At 76.6% G+C, this 19804-nt stretch carries 18 protein-coding genes and 2 tRNA genes; 9 read left to right on the top strand and 11 right to left on the bottom strand.

Translation table 11 applies throughout. From position 1 onward, the window contains the following. The first annotated feature begins 28 nt into the window (after positions 1–28). Entirely contained in the window at positions 29–595 is a 567-nt protein-coding gene (locus Ani05nite_RS21265) for a hypothetical protein (protein WP_203770679.1), read from the top strand. Between the two features lie 18 nt (positions 596–613). Next, the gene (locus Ani05nite_RS21260; protein ID WP_203770677.1) at positions 614–1117 is read left to right on the top strand and encodes a deaminase; all 504 of its coding nucleotides are present in this window, start codon (positions 614–616) and stop codon (positions 1115–1117) included. Here the strand turns inward: Ani05nite_RS21260 and Ani05nite_RS41920 are convergent. The 8 genes from Ani05nite_RS41920 to zwf form a co-directional block, all read right to left on the bottom strand. Next, positions 1104–2273 carry a vWA domain-containing protein gene (locus Ani05nite_RS41920; RefSeq protein WP_275410593.1) on the bottom strand — a complete coding sequence of 390 codons (1170 nt, stop codon included), beginning with the start codon at positions 2271–2273 and terminating at the stop codon, positions 1104–1106. The two genes, Ani05nite_RS21260 and Ani05nite_RS41920, sit on opposite strands and share 14 nt — an antisense overlap. Further along, positions 2270–3439: an AAA family ATPase gene (locus tag Ani05nite_RS21250; RefSeq protein ID WP_203770675.1), complete on the bottom strand. Its 1170-nt coding sequence runs from the start codon at positions 3437–3439 to the stop codon at positions 2270–2272. Before Ani05nite_RS21250 ends, Ani05nite_RS41920 begins: the two co-directional genes overlap by 4 nt. Beyond that, on the bottom strand, positions 3436–4572 hold the full coding sequence (locus tag Ani05nite_RS21245) for a leucine-rich repeat domain-containing protein (protein WP_239130462.1): 1137 nt from the start codon (positions 4570–4572) through the stop codon (positions 3436–3438). Before Ani05nite_RS21245 ends, Ani05nite_RS21250 begins: the two co-directional genes overlap by 4 nt. Then, positions 4569–5894 carry an SDR family NAD(P)-dependent oxidoreductase gene (locus Ani05nite_RS21240; RefSeq protein WP_307836711.1) on the bottom strand — a complete coding sequence of 442 codons (1326 nt, stop codon included), beginning with the start codon at positions 5892–5894 and terminating at the stop codon, positions 4569–4571. The genes Ani05nite_RS21245 and Ani05nite_RS21240 overlap by 4 nt, the downstream gene beginning before the upstream one ends. A 22-nt stretch (positions 5895–5916) precedes the next feature. After that, a tRNA-Asp gene (locus Ani05nite_RS21235) sits at positions 5917–5989 on the bottom strand. Positions 5990–6047: 58 nt separating this feature from the next. Further along, the gene (locus tag Ani05nite_RS21230; protein ID WP_203770673.1) at positions 6048–7601 is read right to left on the bottom strand and encodes an ankyrin repeat domain-containing protein; all 1554 of its coding nucleotides are present in this window, start codon (positions 7599–7601) and stop codon (positions 6048–6050) included. Positions 7602–7624: 23 nt separating this feature from the next. Continuing rightward, positions 7625–7697, bottom strand: a tRNA-Cys gene (locus Ani05nite_RS21225). Positions 7698–7760: 63 nt separating this feature from the next. Beyond that, a complete protein-coding gene (gene zwf, locus Ani05nite_RS21220) occupies positions 7761–9155 on the bottom strand; it encodes a glucose-6-phosphate dehydrogenase (RefSeq protein WP_203770672.1) in 1395 nt (464 codons plus the stop codon). 204 nt (positions 9156–9359) lie between these two features. Here zwf and Ani05nite_RS21215 point away from each other — a divergent pair, with 204 nt between their 5' ends. Then, positions 9360–10151 (top strand): hypothetical protein, encoded by a 792-nt coding sequence (locus Ani05nite_RS21215; RefSeq protein WP_203770671.1) that lies wholly within the window; start codon positions 9360–9362, stop codon positions 10149–10151. A gap of 70 nt (positions 10152–10221) precedes the next feature. On the opposite strand, the gene Ani05nite_RS41915 is transcribed toward Ani05nite_RS21215, so the two are convergent. Then, positions 10222–10353 carry a hypothetical protein gene (locus Ani05nite_RS41915; protein ID WP_275410592.1) on the bottom strand — a complete coding sequence of 44 codons (132 nt, stop codon included), beginning with the start codon at positions 10351–10353 and terminating at the stop codon, positions 10222–10224. Positions 10354–10497: 144 nt separating this feature from the next. On the opposite strand from Ani05nite_RS41915, the gene Ani05nite_RS21210 reads away from it, so the two are divergent. From Ani05nite_RS21210 to Ani05nite_RS21185, 6 genes are all read left to right on the top strand, one after another. After that, positions 10498–11451: a GlxA family transcriptional regulator gene (locus Ani05nite_RS21210; protein WP_203770670.1), complete on the top strand. Its 954-nt coding sequence runs from the start codon at positions 10498–10500 to the stop codon at positions 11449–11451. 44 nt (positions 11452–11495) lie between these two features. After that, complete coding sequence (locus Ani05nite_RS21205) at positions 11496–11801, top strand: hypothetical protein (RefSeq protein ID WP_203770669.1); 306 nt, start codon at positions 11496–11498, stop codon at positions 11799–11801. After that, complete coding sequence (locus Ani05nite_RS21200; protein ID WP_203770668.1) at positions 11798–12784, top strand: aminoglycoside phosphotransferase family protein; 987 nt, start codon at positions 11798–11800, stop codon at positions 12782–12784. Before Ani05nite_RS21205 ends, Ani05nite_RS21200 begins: the two co-directional genes overlap by 4 nt. Before the next feature lie 82 nt (positions 12785–12866). Then, positions 12867–13499 (top strand): RNA polymerase sigma factor, encoded by a 633-nt coding sequence (locus Ani05nite_RS21195; RefSeq protein WP_203770667.1) that lies wholly within the window; start codon positions 12867–12869, stop codon positions 13497–13499. Next, positions 13496–15562 (top strand): bifunctional diguanylate cyclase/phosphodiesterase, encoded by a 2067-nt coding sequence (locus Ani05nite_RS21190; RefSeq protein WP_203770665.1) that lies wholly within the window; start codon positions 13496–13498, stop codon positions 15560–15562. The genes Ani05nite_RS21195 and Ani05nite_RS21190 overlap by 4 nt, the downstream gene beginning before the upstream one ends. Further along, a complete protein-coding gene (locus Ani05nite_RS21185; protein ID WP_239130461.1) occupies positions 15559–16377 on the top strand; it encodes an SAM-dependent methyltransferase in 819 nt (272 codons plus the stop codon). The genes Ani05nite_RS21190 and Ani05nite_RS21185 overlap by 4 nt, the downstream gene beginning before the upstream one ends. Before the next feature lie 21 nt (positions 16378–16398). Here Ani05nite_RS21185 and Ani05nite_RS21180 read toward each other — a convergent pair whose 3' ends face one another. Beyond that, on the bottom strand, positions 16399–17436 hold the full coding sequence (locus Ani05nite_RS21180; protein WP_203770663.1) for an LLM class flavin-dependent oxidoreductase: 1038 nt from the start codon (positions 17434–17436) through the stop codon (positions 16399–16401). A gap of 35 nt (positions 17437–17471) precedes the next feature. Then, a complete protein-coding gene (locus Ani05nite_RS21175; protein ID WP_203770661.1) occupies positions 17472–19703 on the bottom strand; it encodes a putative bifunctional diguanylate cyclase/phosphodiesterase in 2232 nt (743 codons plus the stop codon). Positions 19704–19804 lie beyond the last annotated feature (101 nt).

Raw genomic sequence — 19804 nt, 5'->3', positions numbered from 1 at the left:
GGATCGCCGGGGCGGCACAATCGCTGGCGTGGATGTGCCCGATCTCCTGCGCCAGGCGGCGGGCGAGCTGCCCGCCGGGCTGCCCCGGGCCGACCTCGACGAGTGCCTGGCCCAGCGGGAGTGGGCGCTCGCCCTCGACGTGCTGCTCGACCGGGGCGACGACTATCCGGCGACGACGTCCTTCTTCCAGCACCTCGAGGAGGCCGCGCACCGGCTGGGCCTGGAGCGCAGCGCCGCCTGGTGCGCGTGGCGGCGCCGGGAGGTGCTGCACGGCGTCATCCGGGCCGAGCTGCGGCTGCTCCCCGGGGCCCGGCGCGAGCCGGTGCCGGGCGCCGGGCGGGTGCGTCCCCTGTGGGACATCGGCCTGGTCACCCCGGCCGGGGCGCCGGACCCGGCCGTGGCGCTGATCTGGGTCGAGTTCGCCGAGGACCTGCCGCCCGGCGGGGCCGGCCCGGTCCGGCTGGCCCCGCTGACCGCGGCCCGCTGGCACCACCTGACCCCCGGCGACCGGATCACCATGCATGAGCGGCAGCGCCTCGTCGGCGTGGCCACGATCACCGAGGCGGTGTTCCCGGGGCCACCGCGACGCCGCTGACCGTTCTACAGTCGGGGCATGACGACGGTCGATGTCGAATCCCTGATCGGCGCCCGGCTCGACGAGAGCACGGCGCTGGCCCGCGCCGTCGAGCTGGCCCTGGCCCGGGCCGCCGCCGGCCGGCTGCCCTTCGCGGCGCTGGTCGTCCGCGACGGGGTCGTGCTCGGCGGCGGCGTCAACACCCTGCTGGACGACCACGACCCGTCCGGGCACGGCGAGGTCGCCGCCGTCCGGGACGCCACCCGCCGGCTCGGCACGGCCGACCTGTCCGGCGCCGTCGTCTACGCCAACTGCGAGCCCTGCGCGATCTGCCGGCTGGTCGCCGCCGCGGCCGGGATCCGCGAGATCGTCTACGCGGCCGACAAGGCGCTGGTCGCGGCGTCCGTCGACCCCGACCCGGACACCACGGCCCGGCTCATCGACGCCGTCACCCAGGTGCTGCCGGGCATCGCCCGCGCCGGACGCACCGGGGCCGACGCGGCCGCGCCGTTCCGGCTGTACGAGCAGGTCACCGCCCGCTGACCGGTCCGTCCACGGCCACGGTCGTGATCCAGTCCGGCGGCCGGGGCGCGGCCGGGCCGATCAGCGCGGCGATCAGCCGGGCCGACTCCGGGGGCGTGTCGGGCCACGGGGTGAGGCCGTCGGTCAGCACGATCACCACCTGGGGCCGGTACTTCAGCGCCTCGGCGACGCCCACCCGCATGTCCGTGCCGCCGCCGCCGGAGAGCCGCACCTCGCCGACCGTGTAGACCGCCCGGGCCACGTGCACGGCCGCGTCGCAGGACAGCACGGTGGTCCGGTTGCCGCCGACGCCGACCACGCGCAGCACCCCGGCCACCTCGGCCAGCGCCGCCGCCAGCTCCGGCTCACCCATCGACCCCGAGGTGTCCACCACGATCGCCACCCGCGGCACCGGGCGGCGCAGGCGGGGCAGGACCACCCCGCGCAGCGCCGCCGAGCGCCGCGACGGCCGCGCGTACGTGTAGTCCACCGCCCCGCCGGCCCAGGCCAGCGCCTCCCGGACCGCGCCGCTGAGCTGCCGCCGCCAGTCCACCCGCGGCTCGAGGGTCCGGCCGGCCCAGCGCCGCCAGCCGGCCGGCACGTCGCCCCGGCCGAGGATCTGCCGGGCGGTGTCCCGCCGGATCGCCTCGGCCTCGGCCGGGCTGACGCCGCCGGCCCCGTCGCGTTCCCACGGCCGCTCGGCGCCGTGCGCGCCGCAGCCGCAGTCGGACCGGGCCCGCACCTCCGGCGGCAGCAACGTCAGGTACTGCTCGAACAGCAGGCCCGCGGGCAGGCCGTAGGTGGCCGGCTCGACCCGGTCGGCCGGCAGCGGCAGCCGGTCGGCCAGCAGGTCGTCGTTGATCTCGCAGTCCTGGGCCACGTTGATCCGCAGATGGTCGGGCGTGGCGCCGGCCGGCAGCCGGTCCGCCCGGCCGTGATGGTCCCGCAGCAGGTGGGCGACCTCGTGGATCCAGACCGCGGCCAGCTGGGGCACCGGCGTGCGGGCCACGAACGCGGGCGACACGTGGCAGCGCCACCGCCGGTCCACGCCCATCGTGGCAACGTGCGGCGACTCCACCACGGTCAGGCTGAACAGCGCCGTCGCCAGGTACGGCCGGTCCTGCGCCGCCCGGTAGCGGGCCGCCAGCAGCCGGGTCCGGTCCAGGGCGCCGCTCACCCGGGCAGCAGGCCGGACAGCGACAGCACCTCGGCGAAGGCCTCCACAGTGGCCGGCACCGGCCAGCCCGGCTCGCGCAGCGCGGCCAGGTCGGCCGCCGCGCGGGCGGCCACGTCGGGCACGCCGGCCGCGACGGCCTTCTCCAGCACCACCCAGCCGGCCTCCCACCGCGGGCGGGTGACGTCCGCGCGCACCGCCGAGATCACCGCGGTGAGGAACGCCAGCTGCCGGTCGCCGCGCTCGGGCAGCGTGAACGCCGCCGGGTCGGCCAGCACCCGCTCGGGGTCCGGCAGGTCGAGGTTCTCCAGGTACGTGACGAACTCCAGCCCGGCGCCGGGGCCCACCGCGCCGGCGACGGCGAGGGCCAGCGCCTCCCGGCCGGTCCGGGCGCTGTAGTGGAACGTCAGCAGCCGCAGCACCATCTCCCAGGTCCGCGGCGACGGCCAGGCCCCGCCGCGGCTCTCCGCGTCCGCCGGCAGGTGGTGGGTGAGCCCGGGGCGGGCGGTCAGGAAGCCGGCCAGGGCCCCGCGGGCCCGGGCCAGGGCGGCCCCGGCGCGTTCCGGCCGGACCACCGGCACGGTGACCGCCGGCCAGGTGCCGGCCAGGCCGCGGGCGACCGTGCGCGGGTCGTGGGCCCACGGCAGGTGCACGAAGCGGTTGGCCAGCGGCGGCGCCAGGTGCCAGCCGTCGGCGGCGCTGGCCGGCGGGTTGGCGGCGGCCACGATCCGGATCGGCTCCGGCAGGCGCAGGCTGCCCACCCGGCGTTCCAGGACGACCCGCAGCAGGGCGGCCTGCACGGCCGGCGGCGCCGAGGACAGCTCGTCGAAGAAGATCAGGCCCGATCCGGTACGGGCCAGGCGCACCGCCCAGTCCGGCGGGGCCATCGGCACGCCGTCGGTGGCGGGGGAGTCACCGACGATGGGCAGCCCGGCGAAGTCCGACGGCTCGTGCACGCTGGCGATGACCGTCTCCATCGGCAGGCCCAGCCCGGCCGCCAGCTGCAGCAGCGTGGCCGACTTGCCGATGCCCGGCTCGCCCCAGATCAGCACGGGCAGGTTCGCGGCGACGGCCAGGGCGAGCGCCTCGGCCCGCGGCTCCTCGGTGGGCTCGAGCCGCCCGGCCCGGGTCGCCGCGACCAGCCGGTCGGCGGCGTCGAGGGCGGTCACCGGTAGACGCTCGCGATCGCCCGCACGTCCTCGTGCGCCACCGGCGCCGGCTGCCCGGCGAGCAGCTCCGCCGCCCGGCGCCGTTGCCGGCGCGGCACCCCGCCGTTGAGCCCCAGGTACGCCATCGTCGGATGCCCCTCCACCGCCGCCACCAGCCGCCGGGCGCCGCGCCCGCCGATCTCCGTCCGCCGCAGGTCCAGCCGCCGCAGCCGGGCCCGGCCGAGCGCGTCGGCCAGCGCGTACGCGCCCTCGTCGCCGACCACGTTGCCGTGCGCGCCGAGCGCGCGCTGCGACGGCGGCCGGGCCAGATCCAGGGCCGTCCACGCGCCCAGGCGGCCGGCCAGCGCGCCCGCCCCCACGGGGGTCAGGCCGTTGCCGCCGAGCCCGAGGGTCAGCGGCACGCCCTCGGCCAGCTCCGCCAGCGCGGCCGCCCCGGCGTCGCCGAGGTGGTTGGCGGCCAGGGAGATCTCGCGGACCCCGGCCGCGTGGATCAGCGTGCCCAGCGCCGGCGCCACCTCGGGCCCGAAGCCGTTGCCGCCGAGGAAGAGCCGCTGCAGCCGGGCCGGGCGGGCGGCCAGCGCGCCGGCCAGCGCGGTCAGCCCGCGGACGGTCAGGCCGACGTTGACCAGGTCCAGGGTGCGGACGGTGGCGTTGCGCCGCAGGGCCGCGGCCAGCCGGGCCACGCCGTCGTCGCCGACCGGGTTGCGTTTGAGCCACAACGCCCGCACGGTGTCGTCGTCGGCCAGCCGGGCGGCCAGCGCGTCCACGCCCTCCGGGCCGATCCGGTTGCAGCCCAGGTAGAGCGTCTCGACGTGGTGCCCGGGCCGCAGGGCGCCGGCGACCGCCCGGGCGCCCTCGGTGCCCAGGCCGTTGGTGCCCAGCAGGAGGTGGCGAACCAGCGGGGAGCCGACCGCCGCCGCGACCACCCGGGCCGCCTGGTCCGGGCCCAGCGCCTGCTTGCACAGGTCGAGCCGGCCGTCGGGCTGCACCGTCCCGCGCGGGAACCGCTCGGGCCGGGCCACCGCGGCCGTGGTGGCCAGGCGGGCCAGCAGCGGCGCGAGGTCGGCCGGGCCGGGTGGGCCGGCGTCCGGGCCGGCGAGGGCCGGGCAGCGCACCGGGTTCGGTTCGGTCACCAGGGCACGCTCCGGTAGTCCTTGAGGAACTGGCCGCTCACCGGTTCGCCGCCCAGGCCGCGCACGATCGGGTCGTACACCCGGGCGGCGCCGTCCACGACGTCCAGCGGCGGCCGGAAGCCCGCCGCGCGCTGGGCGGACTTGCCCGGGTGCGGGCGCTCGTCGGTGACCCAGCCGGTGTCGACGCTGTTCATGTGGATGCCGTCCCGGGCGTAGTCGGGGGCGACCGTGCGCACCAGCATGTTCAGCGACGCCTTGGCCATGTTGGTGTGCGGGTGCCGCACGGTCTTGCCCCGCCGCGAGAAGCTGCCCTCCATCGCCGACACCTGCACGACGTGCCGCTGCGGGTGCCGGCTGGCGGCCAGCAGCGGGCGCAGCCGGGAGGTCAGCAGGAACGGCGCGAACGCGTTGACGACGTGCACCTGCAGCCACTCGTGCGGGCTGACCTCGGCGTCGTGCAGCACCCACGAGTTGACCTCGCGCAGGTCCAGCTGGTGGCCGGTCTCGTCGTGCTGCCCGGCCGGGAACAGCGGGTCGCCGGCGGTGGACGGCAGCGCCGGGCCGCCCGCGGTGATCGCGACGCGGGCGGCCGGCCCGGCCAGGGCGGCGGCCTCGGCCGCGCGCACCTCCCGGTGGTACGCCGCGGGCCGGTACAGCGTCTGCGCGGCGTTGTTGACCAGGATGTCGAGCCCGGCCCAGCGCCGCCCGGCCGTGGCCACGAAGTCCAGGGTGGCGCGCAGGTCGAGCAGGTCCAGCCCGTGCACGGACAGCCGGTGCGCCCAGTCGCCGAAGTCGGGCACGGCCGCGTACCGGCGGGCGGCGTCGCGGGGGAACCGGGTGGTGACCAGCACCTCGGCGCCGTCGCGGAGCAGCTTGAGCGCGGTGTGGAAGCCGATCTTCACGCGCCCGCCGGTGACCACGGCGGTACGCCCGGACAGGTCGCAGCGGGCATGCCGGCGGGCCCTGTTCTCGTCGGCGCAGGGCGGGCAGAGCATGTGGTAGTCGGCGTCGACCCGCCGGTACCGCGCCTTGCAGACGTAGCAGAACCGGTCGCGCCGCAGCGTGCCGGGACCGGCGGCCGGAGCCGGCCCGGGCGCCGCCGGCGGGATCTCGGTGTGGAAGCGGGTCGCGGCGGCCAGCACGGCCCGGTCCGCCGCCCGGGTCTGCGCGGCGCGGCGGGCCTTGGCGCGCCGCTTGACGGTGCGGGCCGCGGCGGTGACCGCGCGTTCCAGCTCCAGCCGGCTGGCCTCGTCGAGGTCGGGGTCGTCGAGCCGCTCGAGCACGGCCAGGCACGCCGCCAGCTGCGTCCGGTCGATCGGCACCGCGTCCCCCTCCGGCCCGGGGCGGGACCGGCCGGAATCGAACCGGCGTCCCCCCGCTTGATGGGCGGGTGCGTCGACCTCTGCGCTACGGCCCCGCCGCGCGGAAGCATAGCCAACCGCGGCCATCCCGCCCGGGGGCGTCCGCGGTCCGCGCTACGGCGCGCGTACCTGCGCCAGCACCGTCGCCGGCGTCCGGCCGCGCTGGTCCCGGGCGTCCGGGTCGGCGCCGGCGGCGACCAGGGCGGCCATCGTGGCCTCGGCGGCCGACTCGGCCGCGGCGTGCAGCGGGGTCCGGCCCTCGTGGTCGCGGTCGTCCGTCGACAGCCCGGCGCCGAGCAGCACCGGCAGCAGGCGGTCGTGGTCGAGGTGGGCGAGCCAGTGCAGCAGGGTGCCGCCGCCCGGGCCGCGCAACGCCGGATCGAGCCCGCCGGCCAGCCGGGCCAGCAGCCCGTCGGTGTCGCCGTGCAGCGCCAGGGCGAACAGCGCCTGCCGGTCCTTGCGGACGTCCTTGGCCATCGGCCGGCTGCCGGTGCGCCAGCCCCGCAGCGCGGCGGCGCAGCCGCTGATCGGCCCGCCCAGGCCGGCCAGCAGGAACTCGCGCCGGATCTCCGCGTCGTCGTGGTGCGGGGTGCGCAGCTGCCCGCCGGTGGCCAGCACCGTGTGCCACTCGGTGCCGCAGCGGACCCGGATCGCCTCCGGCGCGTGCGGTACCAGCGTCCGCCGGCGCTGGGTCCGGCCCGGGAACAGGGCCTCGTGGGCCAGCGGGTGCAGCTCTTCCGGGCCGAGGTCGCCGAAGCGCAGCAGCGCCGCCTCGACCGGGGCGGGCACCCCGAACATCCACGGGCCGGCGAGGGCGGAGTGGCCCTGCCGGCGCACGGTCAGGCGGGCCACGCCGATCTGGCCGTACAGCGCGGAGAACTCCTCCTGCTGGTAGCGGCGGACGAGCCGGAGCAGCTCGGCCCGGGCCATCGGCAGCGCGGGGCCCAGCCGGGTCAGCAGCGCGGGCAGGTCCGGGCCGTAGCGGTGGGGCGTCGACTCGTCGACGGTGAAGCCCGCCGCCTCGAACGCCCGCACCGGCCGGTGGGCGCTCAGCAGCGCGGCGGTCCGCTCGACCTCGCCCGGGCGGTCGGCCGCCTGCTCGGCGGGGGTCACGGTGCCCTGGGGGTACGGCGACCCGTCGGCGAAGTGCCAGGCCAGGCGGTCCGGGCCGGCGCCGTACGCCCAGCGCCGGTCGGCGACGGCGTCCGCGTGCCAGCACCAGTCCGGCAGGTCGTGGAACGTGGCGGGCAGGCGGTGGGTCACCTGCAGCGTGATGCCCTGCCGGGCCACCTGCCAGCTCCTGGGCAGGGTGGCCACGAGCACCGGGCCGGCCCGGCGGGAGCCCGCGCGGGCGCCGCGGCAGGGTTCGTCGGCGCGGGACAGCACCACGGTGGCCCGCGGGATCAGCCGGCCCTGGGCCCGGGGCAGGAACCGGCGCAGCAGGTCGGGGGCGAGACCGGCCAGCTCGGCCTCGATGCGCGCGGCGTGCGCGGCGCCGTACGTCGACGCGACCGAGCGCAGGTCGAAGGGCACGTCGACGAGCGCGGCCGTGCACGCGCCCCGCCAGTCCCCGGCGAGCCGGCGCTCGGTGGCCGCGGCGACCATCCCGGCCGGCGCGGCCAGGTTCAGCGCGCGCAGGTACCGCAGGCGTTCCCGTCGCCGCTCCACGCCGGCCCCCTCCCGTGCAGGCGGCGGACCGGCCGGAATCGAACCGGCGTCCTCCGCATGTGCAGTGCGGCGCGACGACCTCTGCGCTACGGCCCGCCGGGGCAGGACTCTAGCGCCACCGCCGGTCCGGGTCTCCGCACGACCCCGGCGGAACCGGCGTCACTGGCCGAGCAGCCACCCGTGCGGCGCCGCGAGCTTGCGGGCCGCGGCCGGGCCCCAGGAGCCCTGCGGGTACCTGGCCAGGCGCGGCGGCGCGTCCAGGATCGGCTGCACGGCCCGCCAGGCCGCCGAGAGCCCGTCCGGGCGGGTGAACAGCGACCGGTCGCCGAGCAGCACGTCGTGGATCAGCCGCACGTACGGCGGCAGCGGCTCGGCGTCCGGCAGCTCGGCCAGCGGCAGCGTGACGGTCGCGGGCTCGACCTGCAGCTCCACCCCGGGCTTCTTGGCCAGCAGCCGCAGCTCGATCTGCCCGTCGCCGGCCAGCGAGAACGTCAGCGCGTTGGCCTGGGCCGGCAGGCCCTTCAGCGGCCGCGGCGGGGTGCGCAGCACGAGGGTGACCCGCTGCTCGCCGGCCGCCATCCGCTTGCCGGTACGCAGCAGGAACGGCACCCCCTTCCAGCGCGCGTTGTCGATCCACAGCTTCGCGGCGACGTACGTGTCCGTCCGCGACCGCGCCGCGATCCCCTTGACGTCGCGGTAGCCGTCGAACTGGCCCAGCACCACCTCGGCCGGGTCCAGCGGCCGGAACGAGCGGATCACCCGCTCCCGGGCGGACTGCAGGTCGGCGGCGCCCAGGCTGGCCGGCGGCTCCATGGCGACCTCGGCGGCGACCTGGAACAGGTGCGTGACGAGCATGTCGAGCACGGCGCCGGTCGCGTCGTAGAAGGCCGCCCGGTCGGCCACGCCGAGGGTCTCGGGCACGTCGATCTGCACGCTCTCGATGTGGTCGCGGTGCCAGTTCGCCGCGAACAGCTCGTTGGCGAAGCGCAGCACGTGCAGGTTCTGGGTGGCCTCCTTGCCGAGGAAGTGGTCGATCCGGTAGACCTGCGACTCGTCCAGCACGGTGTGCACGATGCGGTTGAGCGACCGGAAGTTCTTCGGCGAGGTGCCGTACGGCTTCTCGTAGACCACGCGGGCGCCCTCGGCCAGGCCGTGCTGTCCCAGCGCCCGGGTCAGCCCGGGGAAGGCCTGCGGCGGCACGGCCAGGTAGTGCACCAGCTCCGGGCGGGGGCCGAGCTCGCGGCGGACGTGGCCGATCACATCCAGCAGGCTGCCGGGGGAGTCGGTGTCGAAGCCGCCGCCGGCGAAGTACAACCGCCGCTCGAACTCGCGCCACGGCCCCTGGTCCGGGTGCGGTCCGAACTCGACCAGCGCGTCGTGCACGTGCTTGCGGAAGTCCTCGTGCGCCACGTCGCCGCGGCCGTTGCCGATCAGCGCCCACCCGGGCGGCAGCAGTCCCTCGATGGCCAGGGTGTAGAAGGCGGGCAGCACCATCCGCCGCGCCAGGTCCCCGGTCGCCCCGAACAGCACGAAAACCGTCTTCGCAGTTGCCATGGCCCCACCATTCTCCGTTCGGTGCCCGGCTAATCGCGCCGACGGCGGGACAAGCTGTGACCCGGGCCGCTGTTCTCATGATCTGCGGAAAATGGTCGCCGGTATTTTGAACCGGATGAATTCGCCGCGAATCTGAACCCGATCGCCGCGCGGTCGCGTACTTGCTGCCGAACGACAAGTGCCGACCGACGACGAGGAGTGGTGATGAGACTGCGACAGCGACGACGCATCGGAGCCGGCAGGACCGGGGTCAACCGGAAGGCGGTCGGCGGCGCGGTCATCGCCGGGGTGCTGGTGCTGGGTGGGGTCTCCGGGCTGCAGCTGGCCTCGGCGGGCGAGCAGGCCCAGGCGTCGGAGATCGTGGTGGTCGACGGTCAGAACTTCGACATCGCCGGCTGCGAGAAATTGGAGATCAACGCGGGCGCCGTGGTCTGTGACGGCGAGCCGTTGGCGCCGGAGCAGGAGATCAGCGCCGCCCAGGCCGCCGCCGCGTCGGCGCAGGCGCTCGAGGATTCGTGCGACCAGTTCGCCATCGACCAGGCCGCCGCGGACGCCGAGGCCGCGGCCGGGGCCGGGGAGGCGGGCGCCGCCGGGGACGGGGCCGCCCCGGCCGAGATGTCCAAGAAGGCCAAGAAGGCCGTGGCCAAGAAGTACGCCAGGAAGATGGGCGCGAAGGCCGGCAACGCCAAGGCCGGGAACGCCAAGGGCGGGAACGCCAAGGGCGGCAAGCAGAAGGGCGCTGCCGAGGAGGCGGGCGCGGGCGAGGAAGCCGGAGCCGGCCAGGAGGCGGGCGCCGCGGACCTCGACGCCGCGGTCACCGACGCCCGGGCGGCCCTGCTGGTCGCCTGCCTGGACCTGTCGGCCGCCAAGGCCGCCGCGGCCGAGGCCGCGGGCGCCGGTGACGCGGCCGGTGCCGACGAGCAGGCCGGTGCCGACGAGCAGGCCGGTGCCGACGAGCAGGCCGGCGCCGCGGAGCAGGCCCCGAAGAAGAAGTAACCGCACGGACCCGGCGGCGCCGGCCCGTCCCGCGCTCACGCGGGCCGGGCCGGCGCCGTTCGCCTGCGGGTCACCATCGATCCGGCGCCCGCACGCCGTCGGCGGTCGGCTTCCAGTCGCCGCTGTCGCGGCTGTCGAAGGTGAGCCCGGCGCCCGAGGCGACGGCGATGGCGACGAAGAAGAGCAGGATGGCGATGCCCATGACGTTCACACCCTTGTTCCGGCTGGTGGAGGGCCGGTGCGCACCGGGTTGCGACACCCAGCATGCGCCGGTCGCCGGTCGGCCGACAGTGGCAGGGATGCCATACATCTTCAAAATCCTGCCAGCGCGTCGTAGGGTGGCGGCATGTTGCGCAGCGTCGCCGTCATCGCCCTGCCCGACGTGGCCGTCTTCGAGCTCGGCGTGCTCTGCGAGCTCTTCGGCTACGACCGCACCGCCGAGGGGCTGCCCGGCTACGAGTTCGCCGTGTGCAGCGCCGACGGGCGCGACGTGCGTACCCATGCGGGCTTCACCATCTCGCCCGGCCACGACCTGGGACCGGCCGATCGGGCCGACCTGGTCGCGGTCGTGCCCAGCGACACCGAGCTGACGCCGCCCGGGGCGGTCCTCGACGTGCTGCGCCGCGCGCACGCCCGCGGCGCGTGGGTGATGAGCGTGTGCACCGGCGCGTTCGCCCTCGGCGAGGCGGGGCTGCTCGACGACCGCCGCTGCACCACCCACTGGCGGCACACCGACGCGCTGGCGGCCCGCTTCCCCCGGGCGAAGGTCGACCCCGGTGTGCTGTACGTCGCCGACGGCACCGTGATCACCAGCGCCGGCACCGCCGCGGCGGTGGACTGCGCCCTGCACCTGATCCGCGAGGAGCAGGGCTCCGCCGTGGCGACCCAGCTGGCCCGCCGCATGGTGGTGCCCCCGCACCGCGACGGCGGCCAGGCCCAGTTCATCGAGACCCCGGTGCAGCCGGTCGAGTGCGAGACGCTGCAACCGCTGCTGTCCCACGTGCTGGGCAGCCTGGACCAGCCGCACACCGTGGAGACGCTCGCCGCGCGGGCGCACATGGCGCCGCGCACCTTCGCCCGCCGGTTCCGGGCCGAAACCGGCGCCACGCCGCACGACTGGCTCACCGGCCAGCGCGTGCTGCTGGCCCGCCGGCTGCTGGAGGAGTCCGACCTCGGCGTGGACGCGATCGCGGTCCGGGCCGGCTTCGGCAGCGCCGCCACCCTGCGCCACCACTTCGGGCACCGGCTGGACACCACGCCGCAGGCGTACCGGTCGATGTTCCGGACCCGGAGCCACTGACCCGGCGCCGCCGCTGGATACCATGGCCACCGCATCGGAGGTGCATGGTGACGGACGCGACGCGGTCGCTGCGGTGGTACGGCGGGCTCGCCGTGCTGTTCTTCGGCATCGGACCGGCGGTGATGCTCACCCTGCTCGTGGCGCAGGGCCGCACCCCCGGCTCGGTCGGGGTGCTGCTGATCTTCGGCATCCCGCTGGTGCTGCTCGCGCTGGTCATCGCCGCGCTGGGCCTGACCGGCGGCGACCCGGAGCTGACCAGCCGGCGGATGCACCTGGCCATGGCCCTGGTGGCCGGCGCCGACGTGCTGATGCTCGGCGGCAACGCGATCATCCGGATGATCGCCGCGTGATCCTCCGGCGGGCCCTGCCGCTCGGGCCCGCCCTGCGCGAACGGCTGGGCCGGCCGCGCCGCGTCCGCCGCCTCGCCAGCAGCCCCCGGTCGCGGGTCTGGCGGGCCGAGTTCGCCGGTACGCCGGCCGTCGTCAAGCAGATCGTCGGGGGCGCCGACCCCGCCGGCCGGTTCGCCCGCGAGCTGACCGCCCTGCGCCGGGCCGGGGCCGCGCGCCCGCCCGTCGTCCCCGAGGTGCTCGCCGCCGACCCCGAGCGGCGCGTGCTGGTGCTCGAACACCTGGCCGCCGGGCCGGACGGCGGGCCCTGGCCGGTCCTTTACGCCTCCGCGCTGGCCCGCCTGCACGCGGTCGGCCCCGGCGAGCTGCCCGCCGACCCCGGACCCGGCGGGCCGGACGTGCGGGCGTTCCTGGCCCTGGCCCGCGGCCTCGGCGTCGCCGTCCCGTCCGGCGCCGAGGCGGAACTGCACGCCCTGCTCGGCCGGATCCGCGGGGCGGGGGCCGCGGCGCTGCTGCACGGCGACCCCTGTCCGGGCAACGAGATCTCCACCGCCGGCGGGGTGCGCTTCGTCGACCTGGAGGGCGCGGCCGCCGGCCCCGGGATCGGCGAGCTGGCCTACCTGCGGATCGGCTTCCCGACCTGCTGGTGCGTACGGTCCACACCGGAGCCCGTGCTGCGCGAAGCCGAGCAGGCGTACCGGGACACCTGGCGGTCGCTGGCCGGCGGCGACCCGCCCGGGGACCTCGCGGACGCCTGCGTGGGCTGGGTGATCCGGGGCGACGCCCTGGTCGAGCGGGCCGAGCGGGACGGCGCCGACCACTTCGCCCGGCTGCTGCGGGCGGACTGGCGGTGGGGCACCATGACCGCGCGCGGGCGGGTCACGTACCGGCTCGGGGTCGCGGCCGCCGCGGCCGCCGGGCGCGCCGATCTCGCGGCGACCGTGCGGCTGGCCACCGCGATGCGGGAGGCGCTCGCCCGCGCCTGAAAAGAATCTTGGCCGTCGATGTCACGGAGACCGGCTCCCGGAGACCTAACTAGGGGGAGTTCCCGGGCGAACGGAGACATCGGTGCAGGACACGCACGACACGCACGACACGGACGATGTGGACAGTGCGCCGTCGCCCGCGCCGCCCCGGGCGGGCATCCCCGACCCGCCGCCCGCCGAGCAGATCGAGGAGTTCTTCCGGCGCTACTGGGCGGGCCTCGTGCGCAGCCTGCTGCGGGAGGGCGCCGACCGCTGGGAGGCCCAGGACGCCGTTGCCGAGGCGATCCGGGAGGCGCTGCGCCGCTGGTCCGAGCTGACCCATCCGGTGGCCTGGGTGCGTACGGCGGCCCGGTCGTACTGGCTCAAGCAGCGGCGCAGCGCCGGGCCGGGCGACGTCGAGGTGCTGGTGGCCGACGTCGGCGAGCTCGGCGCCGGCCGGGCCGATCCCGACCTGGTCGAGTACGAGCTGATGGAGTGGTTCGCCGGGGTGCTGGCCCAGCTGCCGCCGGCCCGCCGCGAGGCGCTCGAGCTGTCCGCCCAGGGCCTGACCCCGACCGAGATCGCCCAGCTGGTCGGCAAGACGCCGGAGGCGGTCCGCACGGCGCTCAAGCTGGGCCGCAAGCAGGCGGTGGCGATGTGGCAGGCGGTCCCGCCGCAGCGCGGGCCGGGGCCGGGCCCCGCCGTGGCGCCCGAGTCCGAGGGAGGCCGGTCATGACCACTGCGCGCGACGAGGGGTTCCCGCCGGACGACGGCGGGCTCACCCACGCGATGATGATCGCCGCGCTCAACGAGATCCTCGCGGAGTGCGGCTACGACCCGGTGCCCGGCGAGGCGGAGCCGGCCGCGGCCGGCGGGGAAGTGGACAGGCTGATCGAGGACGCCCGGCACCGCGCCGACGGCATCGTCGCCGCCGCCCTCGAGACCGCGGTGCAGTACACGGACGCCGCCCTCGAGCAGGCGGCCCGTACGGTGCTCAGCGCCCGGCACACGCCCGGCTGCCTGCCGGCGGGTCCGCTGGAGCCGGCCACCCTCCCGGCCCCCGGCGCGGCCGGCCGCAGCGTGGGCGACAGCTGGTACGCCGCCACCACCGCGGCCGGTGTCTACCTGCCGATGGCCGGCGAGGTCGCGGCCCGCACCCTCGGGGCGTACGCCGACTGCCTGGCCCGCGCGGCCGCGGCCGACCCGCCGGACCTGGACGCCGCCTACCGGGTGGGCGCGGAGGCCGTCGCCCTCGGGATCAGCCGGACCGAGGCGCTGCCCGCCACCATGACGCTGCTGCTCGACCACCTGGGCCACGGGGACACCGTGAGCCGCCCGGCTCGCCAGGTCGCGAGCGCCTTCGCCGCCGGGTTCGCCGCCGCGCTGCAGGCCCGCACCCTGGCCCAGCAGGAGTCGCTGCACCGGGCCACCCAGCGGGCCGCCCGCGAGTTCCAGTCCGCGCTGCAGCACAGCGAGGCCCGCTACCACCGGCTCGCCTACTACGACCCGGTGACCGGCCTGGCCAACAAGGCCCGCCTGGTGCAGCGCCTGCGGCAGTCGGCCAACGGCGACGACCCGGCCCGGCACGTCGGGCTCTGCCTGGTCGACCTGGGCGGGCTGGCCGCGGTCGGCGAGCAGTTCGGCGCCGACGCCGGCGACCACGTGCTGGCCGAGGTGGCCCGCCGGCTCCAGCGGGTCGCCCGGCACCCGGACTACCTGCTGGCCCGCTGTGGCGCGCACGCGTTCGTGCTGCTGGTGCAGGACAGCGGCGGCCTGGCCCACCTGGCCGAGCTGGCCGAGCGCCTGACCCGCGAGCTGGCCGAGCCGGCCTCGCTGCCCGGCACCGGGCTGACCGCCGCGCTGCACGCCGCGGTCGGTGTCGTGGACGTGCCGACCTCGGGGCTGGACGTCACCCGCGTCCTGGTCGACGCCGAGATCGCGCTGCGCCAGGCCCGGGCCGGCACCAGCGGCTGGGCGGTGTACGACCCGCGCCCGGCCGGTCCCCGCCGGGCCGGCTCCGCCACCGGCGTCAGCGGCCTGGTCACCGGGCCGCCCTCGTACCAGCCGGTGGTGCGGCTGGGCACCGGCCGGGTGGCCGGGCTGCACACCCGGATGGCCTGGCGGCACCCGCACCTGGGCGTGCTCGATCTGCGGCGGATCGGCCAGCTCACCGGCGACCGCGACACCACCACCCGGCTCGCCGGCAGCCTGCTGGACCAGGCCTGCCGGCAGGCGATGGCCTGGGACGGCGGCCGTACGGGCCCGTTCGTCGGCCTCGACCTGCCGGTGCACCAGATCGGCTACCCGGACGTCGTCGACCTGGTCCGGGACGCGCTCACCGGCAGCGGCCTGCCGCCCGAGCGGCTGCACCTGCACCTGTCCGGGCTGGACGCCGTGCCGGCCGGGGAGCACAGCCAGACCGTGCTGACCGCGCTGGCCGCCCTCGGCGTCCGGCTCGAACTGGACGACTTCGGCTCCGGCGGAGGCAGCCTGGCGTATCTGCGGGAGCTGCCGCTGCACGGTCTGCGCACCCCGGCTTCGCGGGTGCAGTCCCCGGCCTGCGGCGTCGACACCGACCGGGAGCTGCTCGCCGGGTTGACCCGGGTCGCGCACGCCCTCGGGCTGACCCTCACCGTGCACGGCGTCGACGACGACGACGCCCAGGCGAGGCTGGCCGGCACGGGCGTCGACGGGGCCCAGGGCCTGCGGTTCGGTCCGCCCGGCACTCCGCACCAGGTGGGCGCGCTGCTGCGGGTGCCCGCCCTGGTCGCCCTGGCGGACCGGCGGGTGGCCTCATGACCGACCACAGTGGAGTAAGCTTCCTCGGCATGGGCAACGCTGACGCGGACTACTCCAGCCGGCCCAGCAGCGCCCGGATCTACGACGCCCTGCTCGGCGGCAGCCACAACTTCTCCGCCGACCGCGAGGCGGCCAAGCGGCTGCTGGCGATGCTGCCGGCCGCCGGCGAGATGGCCCGGGCCAACCGCGCGTTCCTGCACCGGGCCGTGCAGTTCATGCTGGACGCCGGCGTGCGGCAGTTCCTCGACATCGGCAGCGGCATCCCGACCGTCGGCAACGTCCACGAGATCGCCCAGAGCCGGGTCCCCGACGCCCGGGTGGTCTACGTCGACATCGACCCGGTCGCCGTCGCGCACGCCGGCGAGATCCTGCGGGACAACCGGCACGCCACGGCGGTGCAGGCCGACATGCGGTTCCCCGAGGCCATCCTCGGCCACCCGGGTGTGCGGCGGCTGCTCGACCCGGACCGGCCGATCGGGCTGCTGCTGGTGGCCATGCTGCACTTCGTGCCGGACGACGACGCGTACCCGGCGGTCGAGCGGCTGGTGGCGAGCCTGCCGCCGGGGTCGTACGTGGCGATCTCGCACGGCGTCTCGGAGACCGCGGCCGACGCGGCCACCGACGGCGTCGCCGACCTCTACCGCCGCACGGACGTGTCCACCGCGACCGGGCGCAGCCGGGCGCAGATCATGCGCTTCTTCGGAGACGCGGTGCTGGAGCCGCCCGGCCTGGTCTGGGTGCACGAGTGGCCGTCCGGCGGCGACGGCGCACCGGGCGACATGGCCGTGGTCGCCGGGGTGGCCCGCAAGCCCTGAGCCGGCCGGGCCGCGGGCCGGTCAGTCCTGGTTCTCCAACAGCTCGCGGACCCGGGGGATCACCTCGGTGCCGTAGAGGTGGATCGCGGTCATCATCGCCTCGTGCGGCAGCGTCCCGGCCGAATACTTCAGGTCGAAACGCTGCACGTCCAGCACGTGCACGGTCCGGGCGATCTTGCGGGCCACGGTCTCCGGCGAGCCGACGTGCCAGGCGCCCTCGGCGATGTCGGCCTCGAAGCGCTCCCGGGTCAGCGGCGGCCAGCCGCGCTCGGCGCCGATCCGGGTGAGCATGGCCCGGGCGTGCGGCCACAGCGTCTCGACCGCCTCCTCGTCGGTGGCGGCGACGAAGCCGGGCGCATGCACCGCGATCGGCAGCGGCTCGCGCTCGTACTGGTCCAGGGCCCGGTGGTACAGCTCCACGTACGGGGCGAAGCGGGCCGGGTCGCCGCCGATGACGGCCAGCACCAGCGGGAAACCGTAGCGGGCGGCCCGTACCACCGACTCCGGGCTGCCGCCCACGCCGACCCAGGTGGTGATCCGCCCGGACGCCGTCTTGGGGTATACCTGCTGGGCCTCCAGCGGCGCCCGTACGGTGCCGTGCCAGGTCACCGCGTCCTCCCGGAGCAGCTCCGCCATCAGGTCGGCCTTCTCCGCGAAGAGCCGGTCGTAGTCGTCCAGGTCGTAGCCGAACAGCGGGAACGACTCGGTGAACGAGCCGCGGCCCAGGGTGATCTCCGCCCGCCCGTGGGACACGGCGTCGAGGGTGGCGAAACGCTCGTAGACCCGGACCGGGTCGTCGGAGCTGAGCACGGTCACGGCGGTGCCGAGCCGGATCCGCCGGGTGCGGCTGGCGATCGCGGCCAGCACGATCTCCGGCGCCGAGACCGCGAAGTCGTCGCGGTGGTGCTCGCCGAGCCCGAACGCGTCCACCCCGGTCTCGTCGGCCAGCACCGCCTGCTCCACGACGTTGCGGATGACCTGCGCATACGGCAGCGGTACGCCGTCCGGGCCGACGGTGACGTCGCCGAACGTGTCCAGGCCGAACTCCACGGGCAGCATGTGTCGATCATGCCTCACCCGGGCCGGGCCGGCTCCTACACCGTCTGCAGGGCGGCCGCGCCGCGCTCGGCCAGCATCGCCTCGAAGTCGCCCGGGGTCACCGGCCGGCTGAAGTAGTAGCCCTGGATCGCCGGGCAGTCGGCGGTGCGCAGCGCGTCCCAGTCCGCGATGTCCTCCACGCCCTCGGCGACCACCGACAGGCCGAGCGACCGGGCCAGCCACAGCACCGCCGAGATGATCGACGCCTTGCGCGGGTCGTGCGCCAGCCCCGCCACGAACGAGCGGTCCAGCTTGACGATGTCGGCCGGCACGGACTGCAGCCAGGTCAGCGAGCTGTAGCCGGTGCCGAAGTCGTCGAGGGCGATCCGTACGCCCAGGGCTTTGATCGCGTGCAGCCGGTCCTGCAGGTCGCCGGAGTCGGCCAGCAGCGCCGTCTCGGTGATCTCCAGGACCAGCCGGGCCGGGTCGTCCAGGGCGCCGGCCGCCAGCACCCGGGCCAGCATCGGCACGAACCCCGGCTCGGCCAGCTGGCGCGGGCTGACGTTGACCGACACGTACCCGAGCTCGTGGCGCCACCGGCCGAGGTGCCGCAGGGCCTGGGCCAGCACGTGCTCGCCGAGCGGGACGACCAGGCCGGTCTCCTCGGCGGCGGCGATGAAGTGGCCGGGCGCCAGCAGCTCGCCCTCGGTGGTCCACATCCGGACCAGCGCCTCGGCGCCGACGATCCGGCCGGTGGCGGGCGAGACGATGGGCTGGAACCAGACCGGCAGGGTCGCCTCGCGCCGCCCGGCCAGGGCCTGCCGCAGCCGGGACTCCGCGGTGATGCGCTGCCGCACCGCCACCCGCATGTCGTCGCTGAACACCTCGAGGCGGTTGCCGCCGGCGCGCTTGGCCGCGTACATGGCGGTGTCGGCGGAGAGCACGGTCTGCTCGGCCTGGTCCGGCCCGTGCCCGGTGGCCAGGCCGATGCTCACCGCTACCGGCAGCTGGGCGCCGGCGACGGGCAGCGGCTCGGCCAGCGCGGCCAGGATCGCCCGGCCCACCCCCAGCGCGATCTCCGGCGGGCCGGGCAGCGCCACCACGAACTCGTCACCGCCGAGCCGGGCGACCAGCGCGCCGGCCGGGACGGCCCCCGCGACCCGGCCGGCCACCGCCCGGAGCACCTCGTCGCCGACGGCGTGCCCGGAACCGTCGTTGATCGTCTTGAAGCGGTCCACGTCGAGGTAGAGCACCGAGACCGGGCCCGGGTCGGCGCCGAGCCGCGCCACCAGGTCGACCTCGAAGGCCGCGCGGGACAGCAGCCCGGTGAGCGCGTCCTGGCGCACCTGCCGGCGCAGGGCCGCCTCGTGCTCCTGCTGCCGGGTGACGTCCAGGCAGTGCACGAAGATGAGCTGGAGCGCGCCGGAGCGGTCCCGCAGCCCGTTGCTGTGCACCTCGACGTGCATCACGGAGCCGTCGTCGTGGCGCCGGTAGGCGGTCGTGAACGTCACGGCGTCCGGGGCGTCGGCCAGGGAGGCGAAGACGTCCGCGTCGGCCGGGTCGACCGGGGTGAGCGGCAGGTCGGTCACCGCGAACCCCGGCGGCAGCTCCGCCGGCAGGCCCAGCCAGGACCGGTACGCCGAGTTGGTGCGCAGCAGCCGCCCGTCCAGGGCGAGCATCGCCATCGGCACCGGCGTCTCGTCGAAGGCGACGCTGAGCTGCGCCCGGCTCTCGGCCAGGTGGTCCTCGGCGCGGCGTTCCTCGGCCTCGGTCAGCCCCCAGGCGACCACCTGGAACGCGGCGGCGAACAGCACCGCCAGCCCGTGCAGCAGGGCCCAGAGCCACGGGTGGGCCATGGCGCTGTGGTGGTCGTAGGTGAGGTCGCTGACGATCGTGCCGAACACGGCGTGGTGCAGCGTCGTGCCCAGCAGGAACACCCCGAACGGGGCCCAGTCGCGGTACAGCGCGAGCGCGGCGACCGCGATGAAGAAGCCGAAGTGGGCCTCGGTGAGGCCGCCCGACACGGCGACGAAGCCGGCGCAGGCGACGGTGAAGCCCACCGCGACGGCGATCGAGGGCAGCCGGCGGGCCGGCAGCAGCACCGCGCCCACGATGCACGGCAAGACCAGCAGCACGGTCAGCAGCCAGTCCGCCGCCGGCCCGTGGCGCAGCGCCCCGAACGCGGTCAGCGCGAGCAGACTCGAGGCCAGGAGCAGCGTCAGCAGCCGATGGCGACGAGCCCAGTCCTCGTCGCGCAGGCCGCCGCCGGCCGGCAGCCAACCGCGCATGGAAAACCCCCGTCTCGTCAACTGTTCCGGCTCCCTGATCGGCGCGCCGCGGCCACGGATGAGCGGTCGGCCGCGGCGGGCCCGGCGGTCGTGCGGGGCGG

It is taken from the genome of Actinoplanes nipponensis, assembly GCF_016862275.1.
Classification (GTDB): domain Bacteria; phylum Actinomycetota; class Actinomycetes; order Mycobacteriales; family Micromonosporaceae; genus Actinoplanes; species Actinoplanes nipponensis.
The sequence above is the reverse complement of the archived record's forward strand: the minus strand, read 5'-3'. Positions and strand labels throughout refer to the sequence as shown.

What these genes read in the sequence shown, in the direction of transcription:
- Ani05nite_RS21260 (WP_203770677.1), top strand. Translation starts at nt 614, where the DNA reads ATGACGACGGTCGATGTCGAATCCCTGATCGGCGCCCGGCTCGACGAG.
- zwf (WP_203770672.1), bottom strand. Translation starts at nt 9,155, where the DNA reads ATGGCAACTGCGAAGACGGTTTTCGTGCTGTTCGGGGCGACCGGGGAC.
- Ani05nite_RS21215 (WP_203770671.1), top strand. Translation starts at nt 9,360, where the DNA reads ATGAGACTGCGACAGCGACGACGCATCGGAGCCGGCAGGACCGGGGTC.
- Ani05nite_RS41915 (WP_275410592.1), bottom strand. Translation starts at nt 10,353, where the DNA reads ATGGGCATCGCCATCCTGCTCTTCTTCGTCGCCATCGCCGTCGCCTCG.
- Ani05nite_RS21210 (WP_203770670.1), top strand. Translation starts at nt 10,498, where the DNA reads ATGTTGCGCAGCGTCGCCGTCATCGCCCTGCCCGACGTGGCCGTCTTC.
- Ani05nite_RS21205 (WP_203770669.1), top strand. Translation starts at nt 11,496, where the DNA reads ATGGTGACGGACGCGACGCGGTCGCTGCGGTGGTACGGCGGGCTCGCC.
- Ani05nite_RS21190 (WP_203770665.1), top strand. Translation starts at nt 13,496, where the DNA reads ATGACCACTGCGCGCGACGAGGGGTTCCCGCCGGACGACGGCGGGCTC.
- Ani05nite_RS21185 (WP_239130461.1), top strand. Translation starts at nt 15,559, where the DNA reads ATGACCGACCACAGTGGAGTAAGCTTCCTCGGCATGGGCAACGCTGAC.
- Ani05nite_RS21180 (WP_203770663.1), bottom strand. Translation starts at nt 17,436, where the DNA reads ATGCTGCCCGTGGAGTTCGGCCTGGACACGTTCGGCGACGTCACCGTC.
- Ani05nite_RS21175 (WP_203770661.1), bottom strand. Translation starts at nt 19,703, where the DNA reads ATGCGCGGTTGGCTGCCGGCCGGCGGCGGCCTGCGCGACGAGGACTGG.